The organism is Leisingera sp. UBA4491 (assembly GCF_002388965.1).
In the GTDB taxonomy this organism is placed as follows: Bacteria; Pseudomonadota; Alphaproteobacteria; order Rhodobacterales; family Rhodobacteraceae; genus Leisingera; species Leisingera aquaemixtae.
The window spans coordinates 39,962-53,809 of sequence record NZ_DGNN01000027.1; the positions used below are offsets into that span (position 1 = coordinate 39,962).

The 13,848-nt window shown below is 66.4% G+C and carries 13 protein-coding genes; 8 read left to right on the forward strand and 5 right to left on the reverse strand.

Annotation, left to right across the window (positions count from 1 at the left end; all coding sequences use genetic code 11):
* Window positions 1–54: 54 nt before the first annotated feature.
* Entirely contained in the window at window positions 55–918 is an 864-nt protein-coding gene (locus tag B2P87_RS16140; RefSeq protein WP_141892037.1) for an S-methyl-5'-thioadenosine phosphorylase, read from the reverse strand.
* A 376-nt stretch (window positions 919–1,294) separates the two neighbouring features.
* Window positions 1,295–1,849, reverse strand: a complete 555-nt coding sequence (locus B2P87_RS16145) for an invasion associated locus B family protein (RefSeq protein WP_141889744.1) — start codon at window positions 1,847–1,849, stop codon at window positions 1,295–1,297.
* 170 nt (window positions 1,850–2,019) lie between these two features.
* On the opposite strand from B2P87_RS16145, the gene B2P87_RS16150 reads away from it, so the two are divergent.
* The gene (locus tag B2P87_RS16150; RefSeq protein ID WP_141889745.1) at window positions 2,020–3,663 is read left to right on the forward strand and encodes a SulP family inorganic anion transporter; all 1,644 of its coding nucleotides are present in this window, start codon (window positions 2,020–2,022) and stop codon (window positions 3,661–3,663) included.
* 95 nt (window positions 3,664–3,758) lie between these two features.
* Here the strand turns inward: B2P87_RS16150 and B2P87_RS16155 are convergent, their stop codons facing one another.
* Both B2P87_RS16155 and B2P87_RS16160 read right to left on the reverse strand, forming a co-directional pair.
* Window positions 3,759–4,400 (reverse strand): CatB-related O-acetyltransferase, encoded by a 642-nt coding sequence (locus tag B2P87_RS16155; RefSeq protein ID WP_141889746.1) that lies wholly within the window; start codon window positions 4,398–4,400, stop codon window positions 3,759–3,761.
* A gap of 8 nt (window positions 4,401–4,408) precedes the next feature.
* Window positions 4,409–5,014, reverse strand: coding sequence for a flavin reductase family protein (locus tag B2P87_RS16160; protein WP_058284226.1), 606 nt, complete (start codon window positions 5,012–5,014; stop codon window positions 4,409–4,411).
* Window positions 5,015–5,113: 99 nt separating this feature from the next.
* Between B2P87_RS16160 and B2P87_RS16165 the strand changes: the two genes are divergently transcribed.
* From B2P87_RS16165 to B2P87_RS16180, 4 genes are all read left to right on the forward strand, one after another.
* Window positions 5,114–5,602, forward strand: coding sequence for a GNAT family N-acetyltransferase (locus B2P87_RS16165; protein ID WP_141889747.1), 489 nt, complete (start codon window positions 5,114–5,116; stop codon window positions 5,600–5,602).
* Window positions 5,603–5,650: 48 nt separating this feature from the next.
* Window positions 5,651–6,424, forward strand: coding sequence for an EcsC family protein (locus B2P87_RS16170; protein WP_082649417.1), 774 nt, complete (start codon window positions 5,651–5,653; stop codon window positions 6,422–6,424).
* A 67-nt stretch (window positions 6,425–6,491) separates the two neighbouring features.
* On the forward strand, window positions 6,492–7,007 hold the full coding sequence (locus tag B2P87_RS16175) for a DUF1178 family protein (RefSeq protein WP_141889748.1): 516 nt from the start codon (window positions 6,492–6,494) through the stop codon (window positions 7,005–7,007).
* Between the two features lie 13 nt (window positions 7,008–7,020).
* On the forward strand, window positions 7,021–7,662 hold the full coding sequence (locus tag B2P87_RS16180) for an SDR family oxidoreductase (protein WP_141889749.1): 642 nt from the start codon (window positions 7,021–7,023) through the stop codon (window positions 7,660–7,662).
* Between the two features lie 334 nt (window positions 7,663–7,996).
* Here the strand turns inward: B2P87_RS16180 and B2P87_RS16185 are convergent, their stop codons facing one another.
* The gene (locus B2P87_RS16185) at window positions 7,997–9,769 is read right to left on the reverse strand and encodes a trypsin-like peptidase domain-containing protein (RefSeq protein WP_141889750.1); all 1,773 of its coding nucleotides are present in this window, start codon (window positions 9,767–9,769) and stop codon (window positions 7,997–7,999) included.
* A gap of 327 nt (window positions 9,770–10,096) precedes the next feature.
* On the opposite strand from B2P87_RS16185, the gene B2P87_RS16190 reads away from it, so the two are divergent.
* The 3 genes from B2P87_RS16190 (at window position 10,097) to glyS (ending at window position 13,765) form a co-directional block, all read left to right on the forward strand.
* Window positions 10,097–11,038, forward strand: coding sequence for a glycine--tRNA ligase subunit alpha (locus B2P87_RS16190; RefSeq protein WP_141889751.1), 942 nt, complete (start codon window positions 10,097–10,099; stop codon window positions 11,036–11,038).
* 17 nt (window positions 11,039–11,055) lie between these two features.
* Complete coding sequence (locus tag B2P87_RS16195) at window positions 11,056–11,589, forward strand: DUF6446 family protein (RefSeq protein WP_141889752.1); 534 nt, start codon at window positions 11,056–11,058, stop codon at window positions 11,587–11,589.
* Window positions 11,590–11,665: 76 nt separating this feature from the next.
* Complete coding sequence (gene glyS / locus B2P87_RS16200) at window positions 11,666–13,765, forward strand: glycine--tRNA ligase subunit beta (RefSeq protein WP_141889753.1); 2,100 nt, start codon at window positions 11,666–11,668, stop codon at window positions 13,763–13,765.
* Window positions 13,766–13,848: the final 83 nt, after the last annotated feature.

Consider the following 13,848-nt stretch of genomic DNA (forward strand, 5'->3'; position numbering starts at 1 on the left):
AGGGGCGGCACCCTCTGGCCCGCCCCGAAACCTGAAAACTGTTGCTGCCGGGGATCAGCCCAGCACCCGGCCGGCGACCGCGTCGAGCTTGGCCAGCAGCGCTGGATCCCGCCGCTCCGGCGCGGTCATGATGGCGTATTCCAGGGCCTTGTCGCAGCCGTGCGGGCAGTCCGCGCGCTGTTGTCCCAGCAGGTCGGGCAGACGGCGCACCAGCTCGCGGGCGTTGGCCGAATTGCCCTGTAAAGTCGCAATGATTTCAGTGATTTCCACCGCGCCGTGCTCCGGGTGCCAGCTGTCGTAATCGGTGACCATGGCGATCGAGGCGTAGCACAGCTCGGCCTCGCGGGCGAGCTTGGCCTCGGGCATGTTGGTCATGCCGATCACGTCGCAGCCCCAGTGCTCGCGGTACATCTTGCTTTCCGCCATGGACGAAAACTGCGGCCCCTCCATGCAGAGATACGTGCCGCCGCGGTGGACCTTGATGCCCGCGTCCCGGCCCGCAGCCTCCGCCGCGTCCGAGAGCCGCGCGCAGGTCGGGTGCGCGACGCTCACATGGGCGACGCAGCCGGTGCCGAAGAAGCTTTTCTCGCGCGCGAAGGTCCGGTCAATGAACTGATCCACAATGACAAAATCTCCCGGCGCCATCTCCTCGCGGAACGATCCGCAGGCGGAGACGGAGAACACATCGGTGACGCCCAGCCGCTTCAGCGCGTCGATATTGGCGCGGTAGGGGACTTCGGTCGGGGAGTGCACATGGCCGCGGCCGTGGCGGGGCAGGAAGGCCATCTTCACGCCGCCCAGGGAGCCGGTGAAAATGTGATCGGACGGGGCGCCCCAAGGGGTTTCCACCGAAACCCACTCGGCGTTTTCGAGCCCGTCGATTTCGTAGATGCCCGAACCGCCGATCACGGCGATCATGGTTTCGCGGGGTTCTGATGCGGTCACGTGCTGCCCTCCTGATGCTGTTGAAGGGATATGCGCAAGCGGGCCGGGGTTTGGCAAGCCCAAGGTGCGAAATGAGGGAGTGGCATGCGTGCACCCCCTGTGCACCCCCCGTGCACCGGGCGGGTGCCGCAGACGGCGGGAGTCTGCGGCGGGGTGAGGCCCGCCTTGGCGGCTTTCAAGGGCAAAGCTTCAGGACCGGACGGGCAGAGCTCCCATGACGTTTCGCCTTCGGCGAGAGTATTTGAGGAAAGATGAAGCCGGCCAGCCGGGCATTCCGCAAGAGGCTCCTGAGTGCCGGGGGGGGGCGGGTTGAGCCTTGCAGAGTGGGATTGCTGACGTTCCACGCAGGCTATTTCACAAGGCTCCGGGTTTTGGCGGCGGCCTGGAAATCGGCAAAGGCCGCATCAAACCCTTCCAGCGGCCAAGTGAGATCCTGCGCCTGCCCGTGCCGGTCGCGGAAAGTGAAGCGGAAGGCGCCGCCCTCACGCATCTGCGCAATCAGCTTGTCCGCGCCGGCGCCGGTAAAGCTGCAGCTGAGACCGGTGAGGCAGCCGGGATGCAGGCTGCGCCATGCGACCTCTCCCTGCCGTTCGATGCGGAAGCCTCCGGGGCTGAACAGAGTTCCGGGTTCAATGCCGAAGCTGACCTTCCAGCCCTCCGCATCTGGGGTGAGGAAAAGGAACTGGCCCGCAAATCTGGGGCGCGGCGAGAACACATCCACCCAGCGGATGTAGCAGCGCTGCACCAGGGCTTTGGCCTCCTCGCGCTCGTCGCAGGCGGAGGTCCAAATGCTAAAGTTTTCATAATGCTTGACCCGCCAGTCGCTGGCGGTGTCATTTCCGGCCCGGTCCTGTGCAAGGGCAGGGGCGGCGGCGAGGGCAAGGCAGGCAAGCAGGATCCGCATCATCTTTTCCCCTGGGAGCTTACTGCGGCTGTACCTGTGTATGGCGGGCGGCTGGTGCAATTCACGTTCGCGCGATGGATGGCCGCCTGGCCCCGCGCCCTTGCCCCATTGGCGTATTTCCGCTAGGGGCGGGCAGCGAACACTCCTCCTCCCGAGCACAGGTACACCCAATGAGACGCGCAGCCATGGCTTTGCTGGCCAAGCAGATATCCCCTCCGAACCTTTCCATCATGCAGGACGAGGGCTTTACCGTGGCCCGCGTGCGCACTGAATTGCTGTCCGGTCTCACCGTGGCGCTGGCGCTGGTGCCGGAGGCGGTGGCATTCGCCTTTGTTGCGGGGGTGCATCCGCTGGTCGGGCTGTACGCGGCCTTCATGGTGGGGCTGATCACCGCGGTGTTCGGCGGCCGGCCCGGGATGATTTCCGGCGCGACCGGCGCGCTGGCGGTGGTGATGGTGGCGCTGGTGGCACAGCACGGGGTGGAATACCTGTTTGCCACAGTGGTGCTGATGGGGATCCTGCAGATCTTTGCGGGCGTCATGCATTGGGGCAAGTTTATCCGCCTGGTGCCGCATCCGGTGATGCTGGGCTTTGTGAACGGCCTCGCCATCGTGATCTTCCTGGCGCAGCTCACCCAGTTCAAGGTGCCGGGCAGTGATGGCGCGGAGTGGCTGAGCGGTGCCTCGCTTTACATGATGCTGGGGCTGGTGGCGCTGACCATGGTGATCATCTGGGGGACGCCCAAGATCACCAGCATCATCCCGGCGCCGCTGGCGGGCATCGGCATCGTCGCGGTGCTGGTGATTGCGCTGGGTCTGGATGTGCCGCGGGTCGGCGACATGGCCTCGATCGAGGGCGGCTTCCCGGCGTTCCATAACCCGTTTGGCACCGGTGAGGGGCTTTATGGCACCGCGCTGGCGCCCTTCACGCTGGAAACCCTGTGGATCATCCTGCCCTATGCGGTGATCCTGGCGGCGATCGGCCTGATCGAGAGCCTGCTGACGCTGAACCTGGTGGGCGAGATCACCGGCAAGCGCGGCGGTGCCAGCCAGGAGTGCATTGCGCAGGGCGCCTCCAACGTGGTGACCGGCTTTTTCGGCGGCATGGGCGGTTGCGCGATGATCGGCCAGTCGATGATCAACGTGAAATCGGGCGGGCGGACGCGGATTGCGGGCATTGCCGCGGCGCTGTTCCTCTTGCTGTTCATCGTGGCGGCCTCGCCGCTGATCGAGCAGATCCCGCTGGCCGCGCTTGTGGGCGTGATGTTCATGGTGGTGATCGGCACTTTTGCCTGGAACAGCCTCAAGATCATGACCAAGGTGCCGCTGATGGATGCCTTCGTGATCGTGCTGGTGACCGTGGTGACGGTGATGACTGACCTCGCGATTGCGGTTGTGGTGGGCGTCATCGTCTCGGCGCTGGCCTATGCCTGGAACAACGCGCGCCGCATCCACGCCTATACCCGCGAGTCGGCATCCGACAAAGGCGCCAAGGTTTATGAGATCGAAGGGCCGCTGTTCTTTGGCTCCACCGACGGGTTCATCGAGCTGTTTGATGTGGCGGGCGATCCGGACCATGTGATCGTGGACTTCGCGCGCAGCCGGGTGGTGGACCAGTCGGCGCTGCAGGCAATCGAGGCGCTGGCTGGAAAGTATGAAGCCGAGGGCAAGAAACTGGTGCTGCGCCACCTGAGCCGCGACTGCCACCAGCTGCTGACCAAGGCGGGCCACCTGATGGTCGATAGCGACGACGACCCGGACTATGAGCTGGCGGTGGACTACTCGGTCAGGACCGGAATCCTGGGCGGCCACTAATCGCTGACGGTTTGACAAAAGAGCCCGCGGTTCGAATGAACTGCGGGCTTTTTTAATTTCGAAGGTGGCTTCCGGCTCACCATATCAGCAAACGCTCAGTCAGGCGCGATGCTCTCCAGCATGTCGAGGTCGCCAGACAAAAGCGCTGGTTCGGCACGGGTAATGAGGTCCGCGGGCCAGTCCCACCATTTAAGTGCCAGCAGCCGGGCGATCTGCGGCTTGGAGAAGCGGTAGCCCTGCACGGTGCCGGGGTTGCCGGTGACGATGGCGTAGGGCGGCACCGTGCCGCGCACCACCGCGCCTGCGCCGATGATGGCACCGTCGCCGATGCGGGCGCCGGGCAGGATCAGGGCGCCGTAGCCGATCCAGACATCGTTGCCCGCCACCGTGTCGCGGGTGTCGGGCTGGAAGCCGGCCATCTGGCTAGGGTCGAACACCGGGAACGGGTAGCAGCTGAGGCCTTCCTGCGCGTGGTTGGCCGAGGCGGTGATGAAGCGCGCGCCGTGGGCGATCTGGCAGAAGCGGCCGATCACCAGCCGCTCGCGGGCGCCGGGAAACAGGTAGGGGGCCAAGTGCTGCGCCCAGTTGTCCGGCGGGTCGAAGTCGGAGGCATAGCTGTAATCGCCAGCCTGGATGTTCGGGTGGTCCAGAACCTGGCTCAGCATCACGGTGCCTGCGTGCGGCGTGCCATCCGGCAGGATGATGGGGTTGCGTTTGCGGGGGTCAGGCAGCGGCATCGCGGGTCTCAATCATCGGGGCGGGTGAGCGGGAACAGGTCGCGCACCACCGAATAGTCGCGGTAGCCGAGGCGGGCGAGCGGCTGGAAGGTGGTGACATCAAAGGCGCCGTCCTTCAGGCACTCGTCGCGCATGTGGACGCCGGTCACCTCGCCGAACACGACCTTGTTGGCCTCGCCCGGGAGGGTCACGATTCGGGTCAGCCGGCATTCCAGCGCCGCGGGGGCTTCGGCGACACGGGCGCAGGCGATGGTTTCGCACTCCACGGCGGTCAGGCCGGCATGGGCGAACTCGTCCACGTCCTTGGGCAGCGCGCCGGAGCTGGCGTTCATCGCATCGCGCAGCGCATAGGACACCACGTTGACGCAAAAGACGCCGGTGGCCTCGATGTTGGCGACGCTGTCCTTGGTGCCGTCCTGGTCGGGCTTGGCGCTGGTGGAGGCAAACATCACCTGCGGCGGCGTATAGGCGACCGCGTTGAAGAAGGAGTAGGGCGCCAGATTGTTCACCCCGTCGGCGGAACGGGAAGAGATCCAGCCGATGGGGCGGGGCGTGACAATGGCGTTGAACGGGTTGTGGGGCAGGCCGTGGCCGTCCTCGGGGCGGTAGAACATTCTGGCTTCCTGTTCTGTGGCTTAGGTGTTTGCCCAAGCCTTACGCCCGTGTTAGGCCAAATGCCAGCCTGCAGGAGATATTGGCGGAGGCAGGGCAGCGTGATCGAATTGCAAGCGGAACGGGCGGACGACCGGTGGGAGGTCGAGGCGCTTTACGACCTGTGCTTTGCGCCGGGCCGCGAGGCGCTGTCCTCGTACCGGCTGCGCGAAGGGGTGCCGCCGGTGGCGGGCCTCAGTCAGGTGGCGCGCGACAGCGACGGTATCCTGGCTGCGGCGATCCGGTTCTGGCCGGTGCTGATCGGGGACGCGCCGGCGCTCTTGCTGGGGCCGGTGGCGGTGCATCCGACGCGGCAGGGCGAGGGGCTGGGCGGGTCGCTGATTCGCGACAGCCTGGCCAAGGCGCAGGAGAGCGGCTGGGCGCGGGTGATGCTGGTGGGCGATGCGCCCTATTACCGGCGCTTTGGCTTCACCCGGCTGGAGGGGGTTGAGATGCCGCCGCCCACCAACCCGGACCGGGTTCTGGGGCTTGCCCTGCAGGATGGCGCCTGGGACGGACTCCGCGGCCAGGTGACCCGCTGGCAGGGTTGAAATCGCCGCCGCTTCCGCCGATCTGTTATGCAGGTACAGGAGACGGATGTGGCAGACATTCTGAGCAACGCGCGGGAGCTGACCCCGCAAGAGGTCGAGGCGGAGCTGGACGCGCTGGCCAATCGCTATCACGCGGCAGGCGGGTTCGGCGTGGAGCTGATGACCCGGCTGGGCGGCAGCGGCGAGAGCCTGCTGGAACGCTTGCCGGCGCCGGTGCGCGCCGGGCTGACCGGCGCCACGGAAACCGCGCTGCGGCTGGCCATGAAAGGCGCGACCACGTCGCGCCGCCTGGTGCCGGACCAGAAGCCCGGCGTCGACCGGGTTGTCAGCGCCGCCATGGGCGCGGCGGGCGGCGCGGCGGGACTGCCGGGGGCGCTGGTCGAGCTGCCTGCCACCACCGCCTTTTTGCTGCGCACCATTCAAAGCGCCGCAGCGGCCGAAGGCTTTGACCCGGAAGCCGAGAGCGTCACCTTCGATTGCATCCAGGTGTTTGCCGCGGCGGGCCCGCTGGCCAGCGATGACGGGGCCGATCTGGGCTTCGTCTCGCTGCGGCTGGGGCTGCCCGGCGGGGTGCATAAGCTGATTGCGCAGGTGGCGCCCAAGCTGGGGGCGGTGCTGGGGCAGAAGCTGGCGGCACAGGCGGTGCCGCTTGCCGGCGCGGTTGCGGGGGCCGCGGTGAACTATGTCTTCTCCGGCTATTACCGGGAGATGGCGCATGTGCATTTCGGCCTGCGGCGGCTGGCGGTGGAGGCTGGAACGCCGCAGGAGGAACTTGCGGCGCGGCTGCGGCAGCGGCTGCAGCGCCCCGGTGCGGCGGATTGAGCGCATAGAGCACTTGCACTTGCCGGAAAGGGAGATTTAATCGCCTCTTCCTGCTATGAGGGAAAACATGATTCAATACAGCCTCAAATGCGCAGAGGGCCACAGCTTTGACAGCTGGTTCCAGTCTGCGGCGGCGTTTGACAAGCTGGCGGCGGCCGGCATGGTGTCCTGTGCGGTTTGCGGCGGCACCGGGGTGAAAAAGGCGATCATGGCCCCGCGGGTGCGCCCGGGGCGCAAGGCAGTGTCCGCTGTTGGCGAGCCCGAACCGCAGGCCGCCGCGCCCGCTGCCGCTGCACCTTCCGTTTCGCTGCCGGCACCTGCGGCGGCGCAGGCCGGGCCGGGCCTGCTGAGCCGTCCGTCAGGCGAGGTGGAGAAGGCCATTGCCGAGCTGCGCCGGAAGGTGGAAGAGAACTCCGATTATGTGGGCGACCGCTTTGTGCGGGAGGCGCGGGCGATGCATCTGGGCGAGGCGCCGGAGCGGGCCATTCATGGCGAGGCCAAACTTGAAGACGCGCGGGAGCTGATCGAGGAAGGTGTGCCGGTGCTGCCGCTGCCGTTCCGTCCCGGGCGCAAAGCGAATTGAGAGGCAGGGCAGTATGCATGCAGTCGTGACGGGAACCAGCCGCGGCATCGGCAAGGAGCTGGTGAAGCAGCTGCGGGAGGCAGGCCACGATGTGACCGGCACCTCGCGGGATCACTCCTCGGGGGTGAAGCTGGATGTCTCCGACCCCGGCCAGCAGGCGCGTTTTGCCGCCCAGATCCGGAACCGGCCGGTGGACCTGCTGGTCTGCAATGCCGGGGTTTATATCGACAAGGCGATGGGGCTGGCGGATTACTCGGCCGAAGTCTGGGCCAAGACGCTGGCGGCCAATGTGACGGGCGTGTTCCTGACGGTGCAGGCGATGATGCCCAACCTGCGGCTGGCGCAGGAGCCGAAGATCGCCATCCTGTCATCGCAAATGGCCAGCCAGTCACGGGCGCCGGGCGGCAGCTATGCCTACCGTGCGTCGAAGGCGGCGGCGCTGAACCTTGGCCGCAACCTGGCCGCCGATCTGAAGGCCGAAGGGATTGCCGTCGGCATATACCACCCGGGCTGGGTGCGCACCGACATGGGCGGCGATGAGGGCGACATCACGGTGTCAGAGTCGGTTGCCGGGCTGATCAACGAATTCGACGTGCTGTCGCTGGAGACCACCGGCTGCTTCCACACCTGGGACGGCCGCATTCACCCGTACTGATACACCTCCCGGCCCTGCTGTTCTTCCCGGCGCTGTACTTGAAACGCAGCGGCGGGGCTCCCGCGCCCGCAGGCGTCCTCAGCGGGGCTGATGCCGCCTTGGAGGCCTTGGGCCCGGCGCCGCGCCTGCGCGCGGCGCGGCACCGCACGGAGGTGCGGTGCCATGCCCAACGGGCTGAGGGCCTGGCAGGGCCCGGCGCCGGGCGGGAGCAGCCCCGTGCGCCACAAGCGGATAGACCTCTTTCCGGCGCGGCACCGGCCGCAAAAAAAAGCCGGCGCGGTGGGCGCGCCGGCTGATGCTTTTGACCCTTGGTGCCCGTATCCGGGCCGGGCGCTTACTCCCAGCAGCTGACCAGGACGGTCATGCCGGAGGCGAGCCGGGAGATTGCCGCGCTGGGCAGGCTGCCGGCGGCGGGGGACTTGCTGGCTGCGGTTACGCCGGCTGCGCTCAGCGCGCTGCGGAGGGCTTCGGCATTGACCGCAAAGCTCACGCCCTCGGGCAGCTGCTTGCCATCGGGCTGCCGCGGCAGAAGCATGCCGTGCACCGCGCCGGTGCTGTCAATCACCGGGCCGCCGGCATCGCCGGCCTGGGCGGTCAGGTCGAGCCGCGCCACAGCGGTGTTGCCATCGAGGCTTTTGACATCGGCGATCTTGCCCCAGGTGAGGCTCGGCGCGCCCAGCACGCCCTCGTAGGAGAACCCGGAGACCGCAATCTCGGATTGAAGGCGCGGGGAGGCGGTGCTGAGCTCGGCCACGGCGGCGGGGGCCAGCGGCTCTGCCGGGCGCAGGATGGCGATGCCGCCGGCCGCGTCATTGGCCATGACCTCGGCCTGATAGCCGTGATCCAGGGTGATCCGGGTGCAGCCCGCCACCACGTCCGATGTGGTCAGCACGCTGCCGTTGCCGTCCACAAAGAAGCCCGAGCGCGACAACTTCGGCTTGCGGATCTCCAGGCCGGAAACCAGGTCGATGTCCTGCACCGCGTCGCCGCCCGCGGCCGGATCGAGCACACCTTCGAGGCGGGTGAAGCTGGCTTGCATTGCGGCCAGAACCCGGGTGCGGCGGTCCTCGTCACCGGCGGGCCAGATCAGGGTGAACCCCTTCACTTCGCCGTTTTCCAAGCTGGCCTGGGTGAAGGAGACGATCCGGTCGTTGCGGCCTTCGATGGTGAAGCTGTTGCTGCCGCGCTGGCGCGGACCCTCGAGCGGCACGATGTCCAGCGTCTGCAGGATGTCGTAGAGGCCGAACAGGGTGCGCTTGTCGCCGGGCTGGCTGATCAGCAGCACCCGGGCGCCCGCATCCCCCTTGCTGGTGTAATGGGCAAAGGGTGATTCATAGCGGTCGAAACTCACCTCAGCTGCGGGCAACTGCACGGCGATGCCGGCCTTGGTGTCTTCTACCCGTGCCATGCCGGCGGAGATCAGCGGCGCGTTGTATTCATCCATCAGCACCTGGCGCTGGGCGGTGGTCAGCACCCCGGTCGGCTCAAAGCCGCGGGCCGCCTGCCAGTCGCTCATCGAGGCGCGGGTGCCGCGGCCAAAGGCACCGTCGATAGCGGACTCGTAGAAGCCAGCGGCTTTCAGCGCGACTTGCAGATCCATCCGCTGTTCACGGCTGAGCGCGCTTTCGCTGCGGCGCGCCTGGGCAGGAGTCTCGTCGGGCAGGGCCGATTGCGGGGCCGTCTGCTGCTGCGGTTCAGGCTCCTGCACCGCAGGCTCTGCCGGGGCAGGGGCCGGGGCTGGCTCCGCCGGCGGGGTGGCATCTGCCGCCACCGGGTAGAACTGGCTGCGCAGATTGCGGCGGAAGGCGATGAAGCTGTCGCGCGGAATCTGGCCCTCGGCGCGGTAGACCTGCAGCACCCGCTCTGCGTCCTCGCGGGCATAGGGGCCCAGCACCACGCCGTACCAGCCGCCGCCAAGCGCGTAGCCCGACACATCCGGCAGGCGCGCGGCATAGGTGCGGGCCTCGCTTTCGGCTTCGCGCAGGGAGGGGCGGGCGGCAATCTGGATCCAGACCGCTTCCCGGCTGCTTTGCGCCGACACAGGCGCAGCGAACGCAATGGCCAGCGCGATCAGCGGCAGCGCCAGAGCGGCAAACAGTTTATTCATTGTCAGGGCCTCGTATCCCGGAATTACTCTTAATTCTTTGCCGCGGAGGTAAAGCATTTTGCAGCAGCAAAGGGAACTCCTCATCGCAGGGGGAATTCCCGGCCCGTTGCCGCATTCCCGCACTTTTGTTGCCGATCCGCTGCGTGCAGCGGGCCGCAGCTGCCGGGCAAGCTGCCGCAGGGCGTTGACCCTGCCAAAAGCCTTGCATATGACCCCAGAGACAACTTTGGACGCATCCTTAGGCAGCTTCGGGTGTCTCCTTTGATTATGACCCCGCGGCGGCAAATGCTCGAATTCACAGCAACTGCGCCCATAAAGGGATAAGACATGACCCAGACCAACGGCGCGCCGCGCTCTTTCCAAGAGATTATCCTGAGGCTTCAGAACTACTGGGCCGCCAAAGGCTGCGCGGTGATGCAGCCCTATGACATGGAAGTCGGCGCCGGCACCTTCCACCCGGCGACCACGCTGCGCTCGCTGGGGTCCAAGGCCTGGGCCGCGGCCTACGTGCAGCCCTCGCGCCGCCCCACCGACGGGCGCTATGGCGAGAACCCGAACCGCTTGCAGCATTATTACCAGTACCAGGTGCTGATCAAACCCAGCCCGCCGAACCTGCAGGAGCTGTATCTGGGCTCGCTGGAGGCGATTGGCATTGACATGGCGCTGCATGACATCCGCTTTGTCGAGGATGACTGGGAAAGCCCGACGCTGGGCGCCTGGGGCCTGGGCTGGGAGGTCTGGTGCGACGGCATGGAAGTCAGCCAATTCACCTATTTCCAGCAGGTCGGCGGCCATGACTGCCACCCGGTGTCCGGCGAGCTGACCTATGGCCTGGAGCGTCTGGCGATGTATGTGCTGGGCGTCGATCACGTGATGGACATGCCGTTCAACGATCCGGACGCGATGATCCCGCTGACCTATGGCGATGTGTTCAAGCAGACCGAGGAAGAATACGCCCGCTGGAACTTTGACGTGGCCAGCACCGATGTGCTGCTGCGCCATTTCGAGGAGGCCGAGGCCGAATGCGCCGCGATCCTGGCGCAGGAGCATATCGACCCCAAGACCGGCAAACGCATCATCATGGCGCATCCCGCCTATGACCAGTGCATCAAGGCCTCGCATATCTTCAACCTGCTGGACGCCCGCGGGGTGATTTCCGTTACCGAACGCCAGGCCTATATCGGCCGGGTCCGGGCGCTGGCCAAGCAATGCGCCGACGCCTTTGTGCTGACCGGGGCTGGCGGCCACACGGCAGAGACCGCGGCCTGAGCAGGGGACAGAACGTTATGGGGAAATTCCTTGCCCTGATCCTGATCGTCTCCGCGCTCGCCGCCGGCGGCGCGATGTATTACCTGCAGGTCTACGGCTTCTACGATGAGGTCGCGCTGCAGCCGGGCCGCGATGTTGTGCTGGTGCCGCTGGACGGCGGCGAGGGGCAGCCGATTGCCTATTCGGACTTCGAGGCGATTGACGCCGGCAGCTCCCCGATCCGCTACCGGGCCTGTTTCAGCACCAAGGTGTCGCCGGATGAGCTGGCGCAGGTCTTCACCCTGTCGGACAAGACCGAGCCGCGCAATGCGCCGGACTGGTTCGAGTGTTTCGATGCTGCCGCCATCGGTGCCAAACTGGCGGATGGCTCGGCCAAGTCGTTCCTGTCGGTCAAGAACATCTCCTATGGCGTCGACCGCATTGTTGCCGTCACCGGGGAGGGCCGCGGCTATGTCTGGCATGAGCTGAACGACTGCGGCCAGAAAGCCTATGACGGCACCGTGGTCGGCGAGGAATGCCCGCCGCGGCCCGAGGTGGGCGGAAGCGAATGATGAGCCGTCGCCGCAAGCCCGCCCTATTCAATAATACTGCTGCGCCCGTATGCGCGGCCACGCCCGAGGACATCCAATGCCCGATCTGCTGATTGAACTGTTTTCCGAGGAAATCCCGGCCCGTATGCAGGCGCGTGCGGCGGAGGACCTGAAGAAGCGCGTGACCGATGGTTTGGTCGAGGCAGGCCTCACCTACGCCGGCGCCGCGGCGCTGTCGACGCCGCGCCGCCTGACGCTGGCGGTGGATGGCCTCCTGGCGCAAAGCCCGACCATCCGCGAAGAGCGCAAAGGCCCGAAAGTGGGCGCGCCGGAGAAGGCCATCGAGGGCTTCCTGCGCGGCGCGGGGTTGACCCGCGACCAGCTGGAGGAGCGTGAAACCCCCAAGGGCGCGGTCTATTTCGCGATGATCGAAAAGCCGGGCCGCCCGGCGGCGGAGATCATTGCCGAAGTGCTGGAAGACTGTATCCGCAACTTCCCCTGGCCCAAATCCATGCGCTGGGGCGCAGGATCCTTGCGCTGGGTTCGTCCGCTGCATTCGATTCTGTGCATCCTGTCGGATGAAAACGGCACCTCCGTGGTGGACCTGGATATCGACGGCATCAAATCGGGCAACACCACCCGCGGTCACCGCTTCATGGCGCCGGAGAAAATCACCGTTACCGGCTTTGACGACTACGCGGCCAAGCTGAAGCGCGCGCACGTGGTGCTCGACGCCCGCGAACGGGCGGAGGCGATCTGGCAGGAGGCGACCAATCAGGCCTTCGCCAGCGGGCTGGACGTGGTCGAGGATAAAGGCCTGCTGGCCGAGGTCGCCGGTCTGGTCGAATGGCCGGTGGTGCTGATGGGTGCGATCGGCGAGGAGTTCCTGGAACTGCCTCCGGAGGTGCTGCAGACCAGCATGCGCGAGCACCAGAAATTCTTCTCGGTGAAGAACCCCAAGACCGGCCGGATTGAGAAGTTCATCACCGTTGCCAACCGCGAAACGGCGGACAATGGCGCCACCATCCTGGCGGGCAACCAGAAGGTCCTGTCGGCGCGTCTGGCGGATGCCAAGTTCTTCTGGGAGAACGACCTGCGCACGGCGAAGTCCGAAGCGGGCATGGGCGTCTGGGTGGAGAACCTCTCCAACGTGACCTTCCACAACAAACTGGGCACCCAGGCGGCGCGCATCGACCGGATCGCCGCGCTGGCGCGGGAGATCGCGCCGGTGGTCGGCGCCGATGCCGGTCTGGCAGAGCAGGCAGCGCGGGTGGCGAAGGCCGACCTGTCGTCGGAAATGGTCTATGAATTCCCGGAACTGCAGGGCCTGATGGGCCGCTACTACGCCGAGGCCGCGGGCCTGCCGCAAGAAGTCGCCAACGCCTGCGAACAGCATTACTCGCCGCTCGGGCCGGGCGACGATGTGCCGTCGGAGCCGGTCTCGGTTGCAGTGGCGCTGGCCGACAAGCTGGACACGCTGACCGGCTTCTGGGCGATTGATGAAAAGCCCACCGGCTCCAAAGACCCCTACGCCCTGCGCCGCGCCGCGCTGGGGGTGATCCGGCTGGTGCTGGAGAATGATGTGCGGATGCCTCTCAATATGGTCTTCGGCAAAGCCGCTGAGATTACTGGCAAGCGTGAAGGTGCGTCAGGTGAAGCATTTGCTGACGTGAATGATTTGCGTGGCTTCTTCCACGACCGCCTTAAGGTGTTCCTGCGCGACCAGGGCATCCGCCACGACGTGATCGACGCTTGTATCGCCATGGACGGCAACGACGATCTGACCCTGCTGGTGAAACGCGCCCGCGCCTTGGAAGACTTCCTGAAGACCGAGGATGGCGAAAACCTCTTGCAGGGTTTCAAACGCGCCAACAACATCCTCAGCCAGGCGGAGGAAAAGGACGGCGTGGAATACTCCTTTGGCGCCGACCGCAAGTTTGCCGAGGACCCGGCGGAGAAAGCGCTGTTCGTTGCGCTGGAGGCAGGCGGGGCGGCGATCTCTCCGGCCATCGAGGCCGAAGATTTCGCGGCAGCCATGCGGGGCATGGCCGCTCTGCGCGCGCCGGTCGATGCGTTCTTTGAAGCGGTGCAGGTGAACGCGGAGAACGAGGTGCTGCGCCGCAACCGCCTCAACCTCCTCAGCCAGATCCGCCAGGTCTGCGGCCAGGTGGCCGACCTCACCAAAGTCGAGGGCTGAAAGGGCGCGGCCGCGCTTTCATCTTTCCAAGAAATACTCGCCCCGCAGGGACCGGCCTTTCCGCAAGGGAAGGCCGGTTTTTC

Coding starts and splice junctions, on each gene's coding strand:
- B2P87_RS16140 (WP_141892037.1), bottom strand. CDS start 918: ATGATCGCCGTGATCGGCGGTTCGGGCATCTACGAAATCGACGGGCTC.
- B2P87_RS16145 (WP_141889744.1), bottom strand. CDS start 1,849: ATGCGGATCCTGCTTGCCTGCCTTGCCCTCGCCGCCGCCCCTGCCCTT.
- B2P87_RS16150 (WP_141889745.1), top strand. CDS start 2,020: ATGAGACGCGCAGCCATGGCTTTGCTGGCCAAGCAGATATCCCCTCCG.
- B2P87_RS16155 (WP_141889746.1), bottom strand. CDS start 4,400: ATGCCGCTGCCTGACCCCCGCAAACGCAACCCCATCATCCTGCCGGAT.
- B2P87_RS16160 (WP_058284226.1), bottom strand. CDS start 5,014: ATGTTCTACCGCCCCGAGGACGGCCACGGCCTGCCCCACAACCCGTTC.
- B2P87_RS16175 (WP_141889748.1), top strand. CDS start 6,492: ATGATTCAATACAGCCTCAAATGCGCAGAGGGCCACAGCTTTGACAGC.
- B2P87_RS16180 (WP_141889749.1), top strand. CDS start 7,021: ATGCATGCAGTCGTGACGGGAACCAGCCGCGGCATCGGCAAGGAGCTG.
- B2P87_RS16185 (WP_141889750.1), bottom strand. CDS start 9,769: ATGAATAAACTGTTTGCCGCTCTGGCGCTGCCGCTGATCGCGCTGGCC.
- B2P87_RS16190 (WP_141889751.1), top strand. CDS start 10,097: ATGACCCAGACCAACGGCGCGCCGCGCTCTTTCCAAGAGATTATCCTG.
- B2P87_RS16195 (WP_141889752.1), top strand. CDS start 11,056: ATGGGGAAATTCCTTGCCCTGATCCTGATCGTCTCCGCGCTCGCCGCC.
- glyS (WP_141889753.1), top strand. CDS start 11,666: ATGCCCGATCTGCTGATTGAACTGTTTTCCGAGGAAATCCCGGCCCGT.